The organism is Microbacterium sp. bgisy203 (assembly GCF_965345155.1).
Taxonomy (GTDB): Bacteria; Actinomycetota; Actinomycetes; order Actinomycetales; family Microbacteriaceae; genus Microbacterium.
Window position 1 is genome coordinate 91142 of record NZ_CBDRLZ010000002.1, and the last position, 15292, is coordinate 106433.

Below are 15292 nucleotides of genomic sequence, written 5' to 3' on the forward strand. Positions count from 1 at the left end.
CCAGGGGCGGGGCGGGAGCCAGGGGTGGGTGCGGGGCGGGGCGCGTCAGAGCTCGGAGGTGAGGCGGTAGCCGACGCCGCGCACGGTCTCGATGTAGCGGGGGTTCGAGGGGTCGTCGCCGAGCTTGCGGCGGAGGTTGGTCATGTGCGCCTCGATCGCGCGCCTGTCGGCATCCCCCACGAAGTACGTCGTGACGTACGACTCGCCGCGCAGCACGAGCGCGAGGTCGGCCTTGCTGCGCACGCGGCGCTTGGACTCGAGCAGCGCCGCGAGCAGATCGAACTCGGTGCGGGTCAGGTCGAGCTCGCGATCACCGATCCGCGCGATGCGCGAGTCGGGTTCGAGCTCGAGGTCGCGGTGCGTGAGCCAGGTCTCGGGGTCGGATGCCGGCCGCACCGGCCCCGAGATGACCACGAGCTCGTCGGGGCCTCCGGCCTCTAGCGCCTGCGCCGCCGCAGCGGCGATGGCGTTCACCGTTACGGACTCGGGGGAGACGGACCGCGTCGGGAACGACGGCCCGACCTTGTCCTGCTGCGGGATCGCCCCGGTGCCCGTCCCGTACGCGCCGCCCGCGCCGCCACCCGCGCCGCCACCACTGACCCCGCGGGGCCGCCGCAGCATCGCCTCGATGCGGGCGCGCAGCTCGCGCGGGCGGAACGGCTTCGTGACGAAGTCGTCGGCGCCGGCCGAGAGGCCCATGACGACGTCGGCCTCGTCGATCTGGCCGGTGAGCATGATGATGTACGTGTCGCTGCGCGCCCGGATGCGCCGCGCCGCCTCGAACCCGTCGATGCCCGGGAGGTTCAGGTCGAGCGTCGTGATGAGGGGCTGGTAGGTCTCGACGGCGCGGACCCCGTCGATGCCGTTGCCGACCGAGATCGTCGAGAACCCCGCCGCTTCGAGCACGTCGGCGAGCATGTGCCGCACTTCGGGGTCGTCCTCGATGACAACCGCCGTCTTGGCGTTGCCGCTCTCCGTCACGTCGTCTCCCGTCCGCCCGTATGCGCCATGCTACCGACGCGCCTGATGCGTCAGCTCGATGGCGGCGGCGGGCCACCACTCTCCGGCGGCGGGTCCCCCGTTGCAGGGGCCGTCGCTCTCGCCGGGAGGTTTGATCCAGAGGTTCGTGTCGACGACGTCATCGCCGATGGTGCCGGATGCCTGCCCCACCAGCCGTCCGGGTGGGTTGCACCACTCGCCGTTCGATCCGGCGCCGTTCCGCGACGTGTCGATGAAGGCGTGCGCGGGCGCATCGAGGTTGCGGGCAACGGCATGGGCGTAGGAGACCTCGGCATCCGTCGCGTTGAAGTTCGAGACGTTGAGGCTGAACCCGCGGACCCCGCCCAGGCCGACCGCCGTGAGCAGGCGCGCCTGTTCGGCGGCGGGGTGCCAGTTCGAGTGTCCGCCGTCGAGGTAGATCCAGGTGTTCTCGCGCTGTAGCGCGGCGACGGCGGCGCGCAGCTGGGCGACCCGGTCGTCGAGATTGCCGCACTCGGTGGCGAGCGAGAGGCTGTCGGGCTCGAGGATCACGACCGCGCGCACCTCGGATGCCTGGACGAGCGCGCCGGCGATCTCGTCGATCCAGGTGGGATAGTCGGTGGGCGAGAGTCCGCCGGCGGAGTGGTTTCCACAGTCGCGTTCGGGCAGCCCGTAGACGACGAGGGCGAGGGTCGCGTCCTGGGTGCGCGCCTCTCCGGCGAGGGCCGTGACGCGCGCCGCGACGGCGCCGATCGGGTCGCGTTCGGGCGTCAGCCAGTACGCGGTGGGCTGGGCGGCGAGGAAGTCCGCGGCATCCTTCGCCTCGCCCGCGTCCGCGGTCGTGTCGGTGCCGGATGCCTGTGCCGCCGCCTGCGCCGCCGCCGATTCGGCGGCGACCACGAACCGGGTGCCCGGGCCGGGTGGTGTCGGTCCGAGCGCGCCGAACCACCCCGTCGCCGCGCCGACGCCCACCGTCGCCGCCACCGCGACGACGACCACCGCCGCGGTGGCGAAGAGCCAGGCGGCGCGTCGCCTTCGAGCGGGGCGGGTGGTGCGGCGGGTGCGCGTCACGCGAACGACTCTAGTTGCGGTGGTGTTGCGGTGGCGCCGATCGAGTTACGGCCAGAGGCGCACGGCCTCCATTCGCAGGGCGCGACCGGTGGTGCCGATCGTGATGTGCTCGCCGGGAGCGCTCGAGCGGCGTACTCCCTGCCAGCCGACGCTCTGCACGTGGGCTTCGGCCCAGATGGCGGCGCCCGGGCTCCACAGCTCGAGGGCCTCCATGCGGAGGGCGCGACCGGTGGTGCCGAGGGTGATCGATGTGCCGGTGCCGGAGGTGCAGGAGATGCTCATCCATCCGACGGTCTGGACATGGGCGCGTGCGCATATGACCAGATCCGTCCGCTGTGTGAGGGTGAGGGCTTCGAGGCGAAGACCGCGACCGGTGGTGCCGTACCCGTCCATCCATCCGATGCTCTGCACGTGTGCCTTCACCGCGAACGCGTCGGCAGGGTTGGCGGGAGTGGTCGGCGTGGGTGCGGGCTTCGGCGCCCCCGTCGGTGTTGCAACGGGTAGCGCGGTCGGCGTCACCGATGCCGACGCGGTGGATGCCGGCGAGACGCCGAAGGCGTTGGTCGAGGTCACGGTGAATGTGTACGCCGTACCCGGGGTCAGCCCGGCGACCTGGATCGATCGTGCGCTTCCCGAGGCTGTCGCTGTGATGCCGCCCGGGTTCGCCGTGACGGTGAAGCCGGTCAGCGTCTGCGTGCCGGTGTAGGTGAGCGTGCTCCAGCTGACGGTGGCGGATTCCTGCCCGGCGGCGGCCTTCACGCCTTGGGGTGCCGCGGCGGTGCCCGGCGTGCGGGTGTACGCGCCGAAGTTCTGTGTGTAATAGGGGCGACCGGCCGCGCTGCAGCCGATGCCGATGCCGATGTGCGTGTAGGCGGCGTTCAGGATGTTGGCGCGGTGACCGGAGCTGTTCATCCACGCGGTGGTCACGTTCGCGACCGTCTGTCCCGTCGCGACGTTCTCCGCGGCGCGCGACCAGCCGGGCGGGATCTCCGTCGAATAGTTCGGGTTGTGCGACATGGATGCCGCTTTCGCCTGCTTCTGCGACCACTTCGTTGCAACCGCGGACAGGGGAGGATTCTCGGTCAGGGGCGCTACGCCGGCCGCCGTGCGGGCGGCGTTGACGTCGGTGAGAATGCGCGCCTGCGCCTGAGCGAGGGTCAGCGACGTGCAGGAGGAGCCTGCGGGGGCGGCGGCTGCCGCGGACGAACTGATGCCGGACAGCAGCAGGACGCACGCGGTGATCGCCGTCCCGGCGACGCCGAAGCGCCGCCTGAAGCGGGTGGACATGTTGTGATCCTCCGGGGGGAAGGAATTGTGGGTGTGTCCTGATTACCAGGTTTCACACCCGCCACGCCAGACGCAGGCGCCATGTGATGCAGCCGTCTCCCGCCTCAGCCGGACGAGCCGACGTCCTCGCCGGTCAGCGACTCGAGCATCACGACCGCGTCTTCCCAGTAGCGGGCGTAATGGTCGGGGTTGCGATTGATCTGAGTCAGGTGGGCAACGGTGGTCGGCGCCCGTTGGTCGCGGTCGGGAACCCGGGCCGTCATCGCGCGATAGAAAAGGGTCGCCGCGGCGTAGGGGTCGAGCCGCTGGTCGCGGGTGCCCCAGGCATCCTGCTGCTGGAAGAGTCCGATGGATGTCGTGCGGGAGCCGTCGGGATTGGTGACGCCGCTCGTCTCCCAGTCGCCGTAGTCGATATTGCGCAGCGACGACTCGCCCATCGCGGTCATGACGGCGATGGCCTGGTCCCGCGGGGACAGCCCGAGGTCGCGGCCCGCGGCGATGATGAGGGCGGCGTTGGCGCGCTGCTGGTCGTCCCACTTCTCGATCGCGGGCGGGGCGGTGGTCGTTGCTATGTAGGCGTTGACGGCGATGAGTGTGACGGCGAGGATCGGCATGACCGCGATCGCGAGCGCGGCGGCGACGATGCGGCGTCGGCGCTGTCGCTGGCTCGGGCGGTGACGGGTGCGGGTGCGGGTGCCTGCGCGGGTGTGGGAGCGCGCGCGGGCGGAAGTGGATGCCGCGCGCGCCATGGAGGGAGTCTCGCATGGGCGCCTGGGAGTGGGCAGGGGATCGCTACCTCACGCGGGGAGTGTGTGTCGGCGTCGCGCACCGGGCCGTGGGGAGCGTTCTCTGTCGATCCATGTGGTGGGATGAACCACGCCGGCGCGTCGACTCCGGTGCCGCCGATGCGGACGCTCCACCCGTCGTCGTGAACGCGACGGGGCTCTACAGCGGGCGCTCCCACCGTCGCGTTCGGCGAGGGCGAGCTTCTGTGCTCGGTTGAACCCTCGCGACCTGCACAATCCTGATCGCCTCGCCCCGCTCGACCGGTGGCCGCCTGGATGAACACGGCGGGTGTGCGGAAGCCTTCTTCGCGAGCGAGTCTTTGCCGAGTTCGGCGTGCGATTGGCGGGCGATCTCGGCGGCAACAGGGGTGAACGCAGCCTCGACGTGGCGCTTCAGAGCGCCGAACGTGTGATGCACGGCGACGAGCTCGCCGGGCGTGAGCGGTTCGGGCGCATGCTCACCGCCGACATTCGCACGTGCCGCGAGGGCCTCGGCGATGCCGGCGAGTGAGTCGTTGTCCATTCTTCGTGAATAGAACAGAACTGCTACACTAGATGACTGTCCACGTCGATATGCGGGAACAAAAGAGGCAGTCCGGGTCACTTCGTCTGCGAGAGGTCATAGGCGAGAAGAAGCGATTTGACCATCTCATCGACGCCGGCCGCCGAAGAGATCTCCACCACGATCGGGTATCCGGTGGGCTTGTAGCGCACTCTCACCTTCCCCGATGATTCGCGGGCACTCTCGCTGAGCAAGTTGTAGTGGTCGTTCCATCTGCCGGCGGGGGCGGGTTGCGCGTCGGTGGAGATGCGTTGCGGGTCGCGCCGACCGTAGTTGGCGCGGACGTGTTTCGGGTGGTAGCTGAGGCTGGCGATCCGCGGGCGCGCTGCCGGGCCGAGGCTGGCAACGGCCACGGCGTCGTCTGCGGCATAAAGGACGATGTAGCGCAACGCAGGTTGAATCAGCCAGGCCAGCGGCTTGCCTTGCTCCGCGAGAGTCGCTTGCACCGTGGCCACGGTGCGTCGAACGATCTCCCCAACCGTCTTTCCGGCGGCGGTCTCGACCATGGCGTACATCTCATCGAGATCGCAGACGCGCAAAGCGTTCACCGATGACCCTCCTGCTGAACCATGGGCGTCGACGGCGGTCGCTTGCGTGAGGCGGACTGCCTCATTGAGCAATTCGAGGTCGGGTTCGTCCGTGCCTCCGAAGAAGTCTGAGAGCGACGCGAGCAGGCGAGTGACCACCGCCATCTCAGCCGCTTCGATCTCGTTCTGCTCGACGAGTCGTTCGAGTTCGCCGTGGACGGTCGTGTCAGCCTGGCTGAGGAGATTCTTGATCGGGTCGCCTTCGCCACGTCGCGTGGCCGGCGCATAGACGCTGGTCGCGATGAGTTCGTGCACCGCGGGGAATGCCGTTTGGATGCATATCATCGCAACCATCGCCCGTTGGAGCTCGAGCGAGAGCTCGGTGCGTGCCACCAAGCAGAGCAACTCGAAGGAGTTCGACATCCGCTTGATGGCACGCGGGTTAGTCCCAACGGCTGCCCGGACAAGCGAGACCAGGGAATCGGTCTTGTCGAGGTGGAGCTTGAAGTGGGCGGAGAGCATCTGGTGCACGTCATACGACGCGACCGGCATGGCGAAGGGGACTTGGATGATCTTGTCGAAGAACTGGCGCGCCTTGCGGGCCGGCATCTCACCGTATTTTTCGGTCGTACCGCGCACGACGACGTCGAGGTCGATCGCCAGGATGAACACGCAGTTCGGTACCTCGAAGAATAGCTTGAGGCTCTCGAGAATGTCGATCGCGCGACGCGGTTGCACGCGGTCGAGGTTGTCAATGACGATCACCACACGGTCGATTCTCTTGCTCTTGCAGAACTCATCGACGGTGGCGGCGAATTGCTCTCGCATCTTCTTCAGGTGCCCGACGACGTCGGAAGGACGATTTGCCTGGGCTTCGCGATAGGCGGACACTCCCGCTTTCGTCGCCCCCACGGCGGCGTCGGCCGCCGCTGACCATCCGGTGATCGTGCCAAGGAAGAGTGCTCCCTTGGCAACAGCATGTGCTCCGAACGCGACGAATGACTTGAGCAGTGCCTTGCCCTGCTCGGAGTCGCCGGCCAGAGGAACGATGATTTCTCGCGCGAGGGAGAAGATCAGCTCGTCACCGAGGTCGAACTGTGAGTAGAGCCAGGTGTCGAAGGTGATGACTTCGGTGCGCAGCGGCGGCGTTGATGTGCTCACAGACCCAGCGTCCTCGGCGGAACCACCCGCAGTCTCGTCGGGGTGTTCGAGGCGATGCTGGATGAAGTTCAGCGCGGTGGTCTTGCCGCTGCCCCAGTCTCCCTGCACCGCGATCGTCATCGGCGTGTGGCAGTCGCGGACGAAGGTGGCCAAGCCGTCGTAGTAGTGGCTTATGCCGAGTCGATCGAGGTCGCCGATCTCGGATTCGCTGCCCGGCCGTGCGGGGTCGAGGGCGATGTCGGTGTAGCCGATGAGGTTTCTGCCTGTGGTAACGGACGTCACAGGGGAACACTATCGATCAGGAGTTTGGAGCCGAGCAGCGCTACCTGCTTAGCGCGCGTCAGGAGATGATGAACCCCGGCGCCGGGCGTAGGGTGCGGTCAGCGACGCGGTGATGCGCACGGCGTCGACCCAGGCGGTCGCCTTAGCTGGGACAGGGCTGGTCGTCATGGCCGGCGTGCCCTAGGCGAAGAGGATGACGGGTGCCGCCCACGCGGATCCCTTCAGGACGATGCGGCAGCCGATGGGCGTGATGGCCGGCATGGAACTCCCCGAAGCGCGGCGCGCGTCTCGCGCGCGCGTGCGCGTGCGATGACGAGACTCCGGGCGGTCTCGTCGAGCCCGATCATGGGAGGCCGGCGAGCGGCGATGTGGCGCGGATGTCGGAACTCAGCCGATCTCGCATCGATCTTGTGCGGCGTCGACGCCCGCGCCGGCTATGACTGGTCACGGGCGCCCCATCCCGTAGTAGTCCCACCCGCCGTTGCGCCAGGCGGCCGCGTCGAGGCCGTTGCGCCCGTCGACGATGACGCGCCCGGGGGTGAGGGCCGAGGCGTGGTCTGGGCTGAGCTCGCGGCGGTATTCGTCCCACTCGGTGACGAGGACGACGGCATCCGCGTCACGGATAGCTTCGTCTCGAGATGCCTCGTAGGTGAGTTGCGGGTGGAGGCGCCGGGCGTTGTCGATGGCTTCGGGGTCGGTGACGACGACGTTCGCGCCGAGGCCGTGCAGGCGTACGGCGACATCGAGCGCGGGGGAGTCGCGGATGTCGTCGCTGTGCGGTTTGAACGCGGCTCCGAGGACGGCGATCTTCTTCTCGAACACCGATCCGCCGAGGCCTTCGATGACGAGTTGGACGGCGCGGTCGCGGCGGCGGAGGTTGATCTCGTCGACTTCGCGGAGGAACGCGACCGATTCGCCGCGACCGAGTTCCTCGGCGCGGGCCGAGAAAGCGCGGATGTCTTTGGGGAGGCACCCGCCGCCGAAGCCGATGCCGGCGCCGAGGAATCGGCGTCCGATGCGGACGTCGTGTCCGATCGCGTCGGCGAGTTGGGTGACGTCGGCGCCGGTGACTTCGGCGATCTCGGCCATCGCGTTGATGAAGCTGATCTTGGTGGCCAGGAACGCGTTCGCGGCGACCTTGACGAGCTCGGCGGTGGCGAGGTCGGTGACGAGGTACGGGGTGCCCTTCGCCACCGCCGGCGCGTACACCTCGCGGAGGATGTCGGCGGAGGTGTCATCGCCTGGCCCCACCCCGACGACGAGCCGGTCGGGGTCGACCGTGTCCTTCACGGCGAACCCTTCGCGCAGGAACTCCGGGTTCCACACGAGGGTCGCGCCGGTCGCCGCGACTCGGGGCGAAAGCTCGGCGGCGGTCCCCACGGGCACGGTGGACTTCCCCGCGACAACGTCGCCGGGAGACAAGTACGGCAGGAGCCCGCCGACCGCGGCGTTGACATAGGTGAGGTCGGCGGCGTACCCGTCCTTCTGCTGCGGCGTGCCGACACCGACGAAATGCACCTTCGCTCCGGATGCCTGGGACATGTCCGTCGTGAACGTCAGCCGACCAGACGCGAGACCTTCGGCGAGGATCTCGGGCAGGCCCGGCTCGTAGAAAGGGGCCTCGCCCCGCGAGAGCGCGTCGATCTTGCGCGCGTCGACGTCGATGCCGACGACCTCATGCCCGATCGAGGCCATCGCCGCCGCGTGCACAGCACCCAGATACCCGCAACCGATGACCGAGAGCTTCATGGCCGGCTTCCTCCTTCTGCCCAGACGACCGTGAGCGCGACGTCCGCGCACACCGATTCGGTGCTGACCCAAGCCGATCGGCGGTGGGCGGGAAGATCTGCGGAATCCACCGCACGCAGATCGAGCGAGAGGCCCCGTCCGCGCGACTTCACGTAGGCCTCCTTCACTGTCCACAGTCGCGTCAGCCACCGCCTGCGCTCCAACGGACGCATCGACGCCGCACGGGCGAGCTCTCCCGGTGTGCACATGCGGCGCTGCAGCGAGGGACTGTCGAAGACGGCATCCGTCCGTTCGATGTCGATCCCGACCTCGACACCCGACGCGACCGCGACCGCGACGTGCGCTCCGCAGTGCGTGATGGAGACGCTCCGCGACGAGTCCCGCAGCCGCGGTGGCCCGGTCTGGCCCTTGTGCTGGAACCCGTGCCACGCGTCGCCGAGCTCGTTGACGACGATGTCGCGGATCAGGGAGCGACTCTTCAGGTACTGCTCCCGCCGCGCGGCCGACATGTCGCGGCAGGCCGTAATGTCGTCACCGAGCAATTCGTCCGCGTCCTGGACCGACCACGCGCGCCGCCCGGAAAGCGAGCTCTGGCGCACGATGATGTGTCCGGGCACCGTGAGGCCCGTCACTTCGCCGCGAGGTCGGCGATGCCACCGGCGAGCTCACGAATCGTCGGATAGTCCCACACGATGGTCGGATCGACCTCGAGCCCGTACTCGTCTTCGATGTCGCCGCAGAGCGTCAACGCGTAGACGGAGTCAAGGCCGAGCTCGCTGAGCGGGGTGTCCACGGTGAAGGTGTCCGCCGCGACCTTCCCGTAGGCGACGACGCGCGAAGCCAGCCACCTCTCGATGTCCTCTGTGGCGATCGTGGTCATTTCGGGTCCTCCTGTGTCTCGGTTCGGTCGGTGTGAGGCCGGGGGGACGGCGCCGCGGCATCCTGAGCCAGCCGTACCGGATCGACGCCCATCGACGATGACGCGGCGACGCAACGCTCTCCGTGCGCGACCAGTCTGTCGATGATGGCATCGGGCAGCGGGTCGGGAGCGTTCTCCCGTCGGGAGAGTAGGCGCCGGAGGCATCCCTCCACGATCACAGGATCGGCGAGCGGCCCTCCTGTCGACCGGCACGCCGCCCACGTTCCTACGACGGCGCCGGCGGCGAGGCATTGGGTGATCGCGACGGCGATGTCGAAGACTTCGGGCGCCGCGTCGACGGTGAATGCGTCGGGAGGAAGCACCGACGTCAGAGCGCGCTGCGCGTCGAGATGTCGGGCGGCAGCCTCCACGAGAGGCACGAGAGCAGGTGCCTCGATGGAGAGAAGAGCGAGGATGTCGGGATCGGTCAGCGCCGCGCCGAGCGGGTCGGATGACCCGGCACCGAGACCCAGCGCGGCGAAATCGAGCGGTCCGAGTGCCTCGGTGTCGAACAGATCTCGACGCGTCTGCGCCGTCGACGACGACCGTCGCGACCACGCCGCGAGATGCGACACCATCGTCGACAGGCAGGCCATGCTCCCCGCATGTCCGATGGGCACGACCGCGATGTCGCGCAGGATCTTCTCGACGATGCCGAACGGATCCACGCGCGCGTAGAACGTCGAGCCGGCCAGGACCGAGAGGTTCTGCATCGCATCGTTGAGAAGCTGCGGCGTGAGGTACTTCGACGCGGCGGTGAGGAAGAAGCTCTCCCGCGGAGTGAGGTGGAGCCCACGCACCACCGCTCGGCTCAGCGCGTCGGCCGCGAGCGTGTCGGCCAGCGCATCGGCGAACAGCGATCGTGCATGCGGGATGTCGAGCACGCGGCCACCGTAGAGCGTACGCTCGCGTGCGTACCGGATCGATTCGTCCAGCGCCGCCTCGACGGACCCGACGGCGAGCGCCGGAATCACAGCGCGGGTGACTTGGAACGCCTTCAGCGTCGTTTCGAGCGCCGTCCCCTCGGCGCCGATCACGTGCGTGCTCGGGATGGGGAGCGCGTCGAACTGCGCCGCCCCGATCATGCACCCCCGCATCCCCGCCGTACGCACGCGGGCGGCTGTGTCCGCGTGCGGAAGCGATGCCGGCGTCTTGTTCCACATCAGGAGCGAGAACTGACGGGCCGCGGGCCCGTCGATGCGCGTGCGAGCCATGATGACCACCGACTGCGCGCGGTCGACGTTGTTGATCACGGATTTGGTGCCCGACACGGTCCAGCCGCCGGGAGCGGGGATGGCGCGGCACTCATTGTGCAGCAAGTCGTTACCGTGCGATATCTCATGGAACCCCACGGCGATGCGCTCGCCGCGCAACAGCCGCGCCGCCGTCGCCGCCTTCTGATCGTCGCTGCCCGCGACCCACACGGTGACGGCGGCCATCAAGGTGGTGAGACCGTATCCCAGCCCGACGGACGGATCGCGTCGGAAGACGGGTCGTAGGCGCGTGACGAGATCGTCCGTGGCGATCCAGCGTCCGCCCCATCGCGCGGGGGTGAACTCCGCGCCCGCGCCCCAGTCGGTGAGCACGGTCTCGGCGAACGCGTTGAGGCGTCGCGCGTCGTCGTCTTCGAGGATCGACGCGTAATCGAAGGGCCCCGGAACGTGTGGGTCTCCGAGGAGGAGCTCGAGGTCGGGTGTGGTCGCCCCGGGGGTCACGCCGACCACCCCCGCAGGAGGGAGACGACACCCGTCTCGTGCGCGGCGACGGCGGCGTCGAGAAGGGTATCGGTGGCGCCGCGCGAGAGCGGCTGCGCGCCGAGGCGCTGGGCGATCCGCTGGAGCACGCCGGAGAGCCATGCGCCGTCGGCGAAGTGATCCGCGACGACGTCGCGTCGGGCGAGATAGACCGCCATCGCGCACGCCCCGCCGAAGACGACAGCGAGTCGCTCGGCGACCCGGAACGCCCGCGGGTGAGGTTGCCCCTGGCGGGGGAGTGCCGCGGCATCCTCCACCATTGATCGGTAGGCGTCAGCGATCGTCTGCGCCGCCGCCGCCACCTCCGCTCCGCCCCGGCCCGTCACCGCCGCGACGAGCTCCGGCACCGCCCGGAGGAGTGAGGATCCGCGCCGGGTCACCAGCCGAAGCGACTGGGCCGGCAGTCCGCTCGTCCGCCAGGAGAGCGCGAGCGGAGCGAGGAGCGCCGCGAGGTCCGGGGGGTCCGCCGGCCGCAGCTGCCCCGGGAGCTCGTTGATGAGCACGTTGAGGTTGACGATCGAATTGCCGTCGAAGATGCCCACGACCCGGTTGTCGCGCGCCGCCTTCTGGAACGCGCCTGCTCCGGCGAACCCCACGAGCTGCGAGCGTGCCCCGAGGAAGGATGTCAGGTTCCGGAACATCGCGTCGACCGTGTCGGGGGCGAGAAACTTCACGAGGGCACTGACGATCGCCATCTCGTCGGGAGCGCTGTGGATGGTGCGGGCACCGACGAGCATCACGCACTCCGCGATGAGGGTGTCGGCAGCCGCCTCGGCGAGCGTGCGCCGCGCGGCGGGAAGGCCGATGAGGAGGCTGCCGTAGAGGCGGCGCGATCGGGCGAACGACAGCGCGATCGACAGCCCCTGGTCGGCAGCGCCGAGGGACAGCGCGGTCGTGAGCGGCCGCGTGAGCTGCAGGCTCTTCAGGACGAGCTCGAGCCCGTGGCCTTCCTGTCCCACGAGCCGTTCGGGTGCGGTCCTCGTCGCCGAGAAGCGGATGCCGCTGATGTCGGCTCCGCGAATGCCGTGTGTGGCGACCTTCGGCTCGTAGGAGAGCGTCCCGGGATCGACCTCGGCCTTGTCGAGGAAGACGAGAGACAGCGACCGCGGGCCGCCGGCATCGCTCGTGCGGGCCAGCACGGTCACGGCGCGACCCCGCGTCGCGTTGTTGATAGGCCACTTCGTGCCGTCGAGGAGGATCTCACGCGCCTCGACGCGGGCGGTCGTCGACGACTGCGACAGGTCGGACCCGCGTCCCTTCTCGGTCAGACCCCACGAGATGGGCTCTCCGCGCAGCGCGATGTCCGCAGTGGTCTCGGCGATCTCTCCGCCCGCCACCCACGAGCACACCGAGCCGAGGAAGGTCTTGCCGTGGGCGACGGCCGCGGTGACGTCCCGCCCGGCGAGGTGGCGGATCATGAGGACGGGGTCGAGGGTGTCGACGAGCCGGCCCCCGTGCTTCTCCGGGACGTACCATCGCTGCAGCCCCCATGCGTCGATCGCGGCGATCTCTTCGGTCGGGAAGGCGGATGCCTCGTCGAGGTCGATCGCGCGGACGGCATCCACCACACCACCGGCGAGGTCTCGCCGACCGAGGAACGCGTCGAAGGCGCGCGCCGCAGACAGTGGCGCGGTGTCGCGGCGCAGTGCGGGCGCGGCGTCGCGCGTCGCCGTGCCACTCATGCGTCGACCGTTCTCGGCACCTCGATGCCATCGGCATGCAGGACGGGCATGCGGTTCGCGGTCAGCAACGACCGCGTGAGCGAGCGCTGGACCTTGCCGCTCGTCGTTCGTGGGAGCGAGCCCTTCCGAATGAGCACGACGCCCGCGCCAGGCAGCCCGAACTCGTCGCGCACGCGGCGTCGGATCAGCGCGACGATCTCGGCAGCGTCGTCGGTGTCGCCGAGATCCGCTTCCACGACGATCGCCGCCTCTTGCGCGGTGTCGGGCAGTTCGAACGCCGCGGCGACGGCTCCTCGTGGGAACGCCGACGCGGCGAGTTGCTCGAGGTCCTGCGGGTAGATGTTGCGACCACGGATGATGATCAGATCCTTGAGTCGACCGGTGATCACAACCTCACCGTCGATCATCGTGCCGAGATCGCCCGTGCGGAAGAACGGGCGGTCGTCGCCCATCATCGTCGCTCCAAACTCTTCGAGCGTCGCGTCCGGGCGGTTCCAGTAGCCCTGCGCGACGCTGGCGCCGCGCACCCAGATCTCGCCGACCGCACCGATGCCGACCGGCACGCGCCGATCGGGATCGACCATCACGATCTCGGTGTCTCGTGCCGGCGCGCCGCAGAGGACGAGATCGACCGGCCTCTCCTCCTCGGTGGGAGGGCGCACCTCGCCGAGTTCGAGGCCGACGGCGGAGACGGTGACCGCAGTCGGCGGCGTGGCGGATCGGTGAGCGCTCACGAGGAGCGTGGTCTCGGCCATGCCGAAAGCGGGCACAAACGCTTCGCCTCTGAAACCTGCCGCGGAGAAGCGTTCGGTGAACTGGTCGAGCGTCGTGATCCGTACGGGCTCGGCGCCCGTGATCACCGTTTCGAGCGCGGAGAGATCGAGGTCGGTGATCTGTTCATCCGTCGCGAGCCGGGTACACAGAGCGAACGCGAAATCCGGGCCGACCGTATGCGTCGCGCGGTTGCGGCTCAACAGCGTCAACCACAGCAGAGGGCGCCGCAGGAACTGCGAGGGCGATGTCAGGATCAATTGCGCGCCGTGGTAGAGCGGCTGCAGGATCAGGCCGATGAGTCCCATGTCGTGGTAGTGCGGCAACCAGCCCACGCAGACGCTCGTGGCCGACATCTGCGAGACGTCGTGCATCGCGAGTTGGTTGGCGAGCAGGTTACCGTACGAGATCATCACGCCCTTGGGTGATCCCGTCGACCCTGACGTGTACTGGAGGATCGCGAGGTCGCTCTCGGCCCTCTCCGGCGGCTCCCACGCGTCGGGGTCACCGTCGGCGGGCCCGTCGACGATGATCAAGGGGATGCCCAGGGGGCCGCCGTCGTCCTCGACGCCGAGCGCGCGGAGCGCGCCGGCGTTGGCGAGGACCGCCGACGCCCCGCTGTCGTGGATGATCGCATCGAGACGAGTGAGCGCCGCCTCGGGACTGCGGGTCGCGGTGATCGGTGTGGGGGCCGCCGTGACACCGGCGTAGAGGCATGCGACGAGGGCGCGGATGAAAGGCAACCCGGGTTCGAAGGCGAGCACGGCGATGTCGCCGGGGCGAAGGCCCTCCGCGCGCCACGCCGCGGCTCGTGCGCGAGCGTCGGCGTCGAGGTCTGAGTACGAGAGTTGCTCGGCATCATCGGGCGACGTGTGGAACGTCACGCCCCGCCCCGCTGCCGATGCTGCAGCCCCGCGTAGCCGGGCGATGATCGCCGGCCCCTTGTCTGTGCTCACTGCCGTCCCCCTTCGCGGCACCGAATTCCCGGGCGGCGCAGCCACCCAAGCGGAAGTGCGTCCCCTTCGCCTTCCGTGGAATCAGGGTGGCGGATGCAGACGTCCAACCTGTTACGCGGGCGTAAACTCTGCCGCACTCGCGTGAGTTGGCCGGATCGGCGTAATAGCCTGCCCGAGAGGCAGCGGGGATACGGGTTGCCGGGGGTGTCGGGAATCGGGGGCTCGTGCACGTACTGGATGTCTTCATCGGTTTGCAGCGAGCGCGAGACTCTGTCTTTAGCAGGCTCGCCGCTTCGGCCTTCCACAGCTTCGGAGGGGGCTCGCGCATCCTGCTACCCACCCGCATCGCCGGCGCGGAGAAGATCGCGGTGGGCGAGAACGTGCTGATCGCCGCGGGCAGTTGGCTCATGGTTCCCTCTCGTGAATCGCCCGGACCGGTACTCGTGATCCACGATCGAGTGCGGATGCGCGGAACCTCGATCTCCGCCGTCCACAGCGTCGTGATCGAGGAAGCGGTGGGAATCGCGTCCGGGGTGTACATCTCCGATCACTCTCATTCCTTCTCGCGCACCGACGTCCCGATCCGCGATCAGGGGATGACGGCGCCGCGCGCGGTGCGCATCGGACGGGGCAGCTGGATCGGGCAGAACGCGGTCATTCTCCCGGGTGTGACGATCGGAGAGCAGTCGGTCATCGGGGCGAACTCGGTCGTCGCCGGTGACGTTCCCCCGCGCTCGGTCGCCGTGGGCGCTCCAGCCAGGGTCGTGCGAGAGCTGCCGGTCTCGTGAGCGCGGCGGACTCGCGTGCG

At 69.1% G+C, this 15292-nt stretch carries 13 protein-coding genes; 2 read left to right on the top strand and 11 right to left on the bottom strand.

The annotated features are described in order from the left end of the window. Positions 1 to 45: 45 nt before the first annotated feature. The 4 genes from ACRVYW_RS03840 to ACRVYW_RS03855 form a co-directional block, all read right to left on the bottom strand. On the bottom strand, positions 46 to 918 hold the full coding sequence (locus ACRVYW_RS03840) for a response regulator (protein WP_431802580.1): 873 nt from the start codon (positions 916 to 918) through the stop codon (positions 46 to 48). Positions 919 to 1011: 93 nt separating this feature from the next. Then, the gene (locus ACRVYW_RS03845) at positions 1012 to 2049 is read right to left on the bottom strand and encodes a glycoside hydrolase family 6 protein (RefSeq protein WP_431801896.1); all 1038 of its coding nucleotides are present in this window, start codon (positions 2047 to 2049) and stop codon (positions 1012 to 1014) included. 45 nt (positions 2050 to 2094) lie between these two features. After that, positions 2095 to 3336, bottom strand: coding sequence for a CAP domain-containing protein (locus tag ACRVYW_RS03850; protein ID WP_431801898.1), 1242 nt, complete (start codon positions 3334 to 3336; stop codon positions 2095 to 2097). 104 nt (positions 3337 to 3440) lie between these two features. Continuing rightward, a complete protein-coding gene (locus ACRVYW_RS03855; RefSeq protein WP_431801900.1) occupies positions 3441 to 4085 on the bottom strand; it encodes a peptidase M23 in 645 nt (214 codons plus the stop codon). 421 nt (positions 4086 to 4506) lie between these two features. On the opposite strand from ACRVYW_RS03855, the gene ACRVYW_RS03860 reads away from it, so the two are divergent. Continuing rightward, positions 4507 to 4632: a hypothetical protein gene (locus ACRVYW_RS03860; RefSeq protein WP_431801902.1), complete on the top strand. Its 126-nt coding sequence runs from the start codon at positions 4507 to 4509 to the stop codon at positions 4630 to 4632. 89 nt (positions 4633 to 4721) lie between these two features. On the opposite strand, the gene ACRVYW_RS03865 is transcribed toward ACRVYW_RS03860, so the two are convergent. The 7 genes from ACRVYW_RS03865 to ACRVYW_RS03895 all read right to left on the bottom strand — a co-directional run bounded on the left by ACRVYW_RS03865 (position 4722) and on the right by ACRVYW_RS03895 (position 14484). Next, positions 4722 to 6653: a KAP family P-loop NTPase fold protein gene (locus ACRVYW_RS03865; RefSeq protein ID WP_431801904.1), complete on the bottom strand. Its 1932-nt coding sequence runs from the start codon at positions 6651 to 6653 to the stop codon at positions 4722 to 4724. A 444-nt stretch (positions 6654 to 7097) separates the two neighbouring features. Then, a complete protein-coding gene (locus ACRVYW_RS03870; protein WP_431801906.1) occupies positions 7098 to 8402 on the bottom strand; it encodes a UDP-glucose dehydrogenase family protein in 1305 nt (434 codons plus the stop codon). Then, on the bottom strand, positions 8399 to 9019 hold the full coding sequence (locus tag ACRVYW_RS03875) for a 4'-phosphopantetheinyl transferase family protein (RefSeq protein ID WP_431801907.1): 621 nt from the start codon (positions 9017 to 9019) through the stop codon (positions 8399 to 8401). The genes ACRVYW_RS03870 and ACRVYW_RS03875 overlap by 4 nt, the downstream gene beginning before the upstream one ends. 11 nt (positions 9020 to 9030) lie before the next feature. Then, the gene (locus ACRVYW_RS03880; protein ID WP_431801909.1) at positions 9031 to 9282 is read right to left on the bottom strand and encodes an acyl carrier protein; all 252 of its coding nucleotides are present in this window, start codon (positions 9280 to 9282) and stop codon (positions 9031 to 9033) included. Then, entirely contained in the window at positions 9279 to 11045 is a 1767-nt protein-coding gene (locus tag ACRVYW_RS03885; protein WP_431801911.1) for an acyl-CoA dehydrogenase, read from the bottom strand. The genes ACRVYW_RS03880 and ACRVYW_RS03885 overlap by 4 nt, the downstream gene beginning before the upstream one ends. Further along, positions 11033 to 12757: an acyl-CoA dehydrogenase family protein gene (locus ACRVYW_RS03890; RefSeq protein ID WP_431801913.1), complete on the bottom strand. Its 1725-nt coding sequence runs from the start codon at positions 12755 to 12757 to the stop codon at positions 11033 to 11035. The genes ACRVYW_RS03885 and ACRVYW_RS03890 overlap by 13 nt, the downstream gene beginning before the upstream one ends. After that, positions 12754 to 14484, bottom strand: coding sequence for a fatty acyl-AMP ligase (locus ACRVYW_RS03895; protein WP_431801915.1), 1731 nt, complete (start codon positions 14482 to 14484; stop codon positions 12754 to 12756). The genes ACRVYW_RS03890 and ACRVYW_RS03895 overlap by 4 nt, the downstream gene beginning before the upstream one ends. A 368-nt stretch (positions 14485 to 14852) precedes the next feature. Here ACRVYW_RS03895 and ACRVYW_RS03900 point away from each other — a divergent pair, with 368 nt between their 5' ends. Next, entirely contained in the window at positions 14853 to 15272 is a 420-nt protein-coding gene (locus ACRVYW_RS03900; RefSeq protein ID WP_431801917.1) for an acyltransferase, read from the top strand. Positions 15273 to 15292: the final 20 nt, after the last annotated feature.

What these genes read in the sequence shown, in the direction of transcription:
- ACRVYW_RS03840 (WP_431802580.1), bottom strand. Translation starts at nt 918, where the DNA reads ATGCTCGCCGACGTGCTCGAAGCGGCGGGGTTCTCGACGATCTCGGTC.
- ACRVYW_RS03850 (WP_431801898.1), bottom strand. Translation starts at nt 3,336, where the DNA reads ATGTCCACCCGCTTCAGGCGGCGCTTCGGCGTCGCCGGGACGGCGATC.
- ACRVYW_RS03855 (WP_431801900.1), bottom strand. Translation starts at nt 4,085, where the DNA reads ATGGCGCGCGCGGCATCCACTTCCGCCCGCGCGCGCTCCCACACCCGC.
- ACRVYW_RS03870 (WP_431801906.1), bottom strand. Translation starts at nt 8,402, where the DNA reads ATGAAGCTCTCGGTCATCGGTTGCGGGTATCTGGGTGCTGTGCACGCG.
- ACRVYW_RS03880 (WP_431801909.1), bottom strand. Translation starts at nt 9,282, where the DNA reads ATGACCACGATCGCCACAGAGGACATCGAGAGGTGGCTGGCTTCGCGC.
- ACRVYW_RS03890 (WP_431801913.1), bottom strand. Translation starts at nt 12,757, where the DNA reads ATGAGTGGCACGGCGACGCGCGACGCCGCGCCCGCACTGCGCCGCGAC.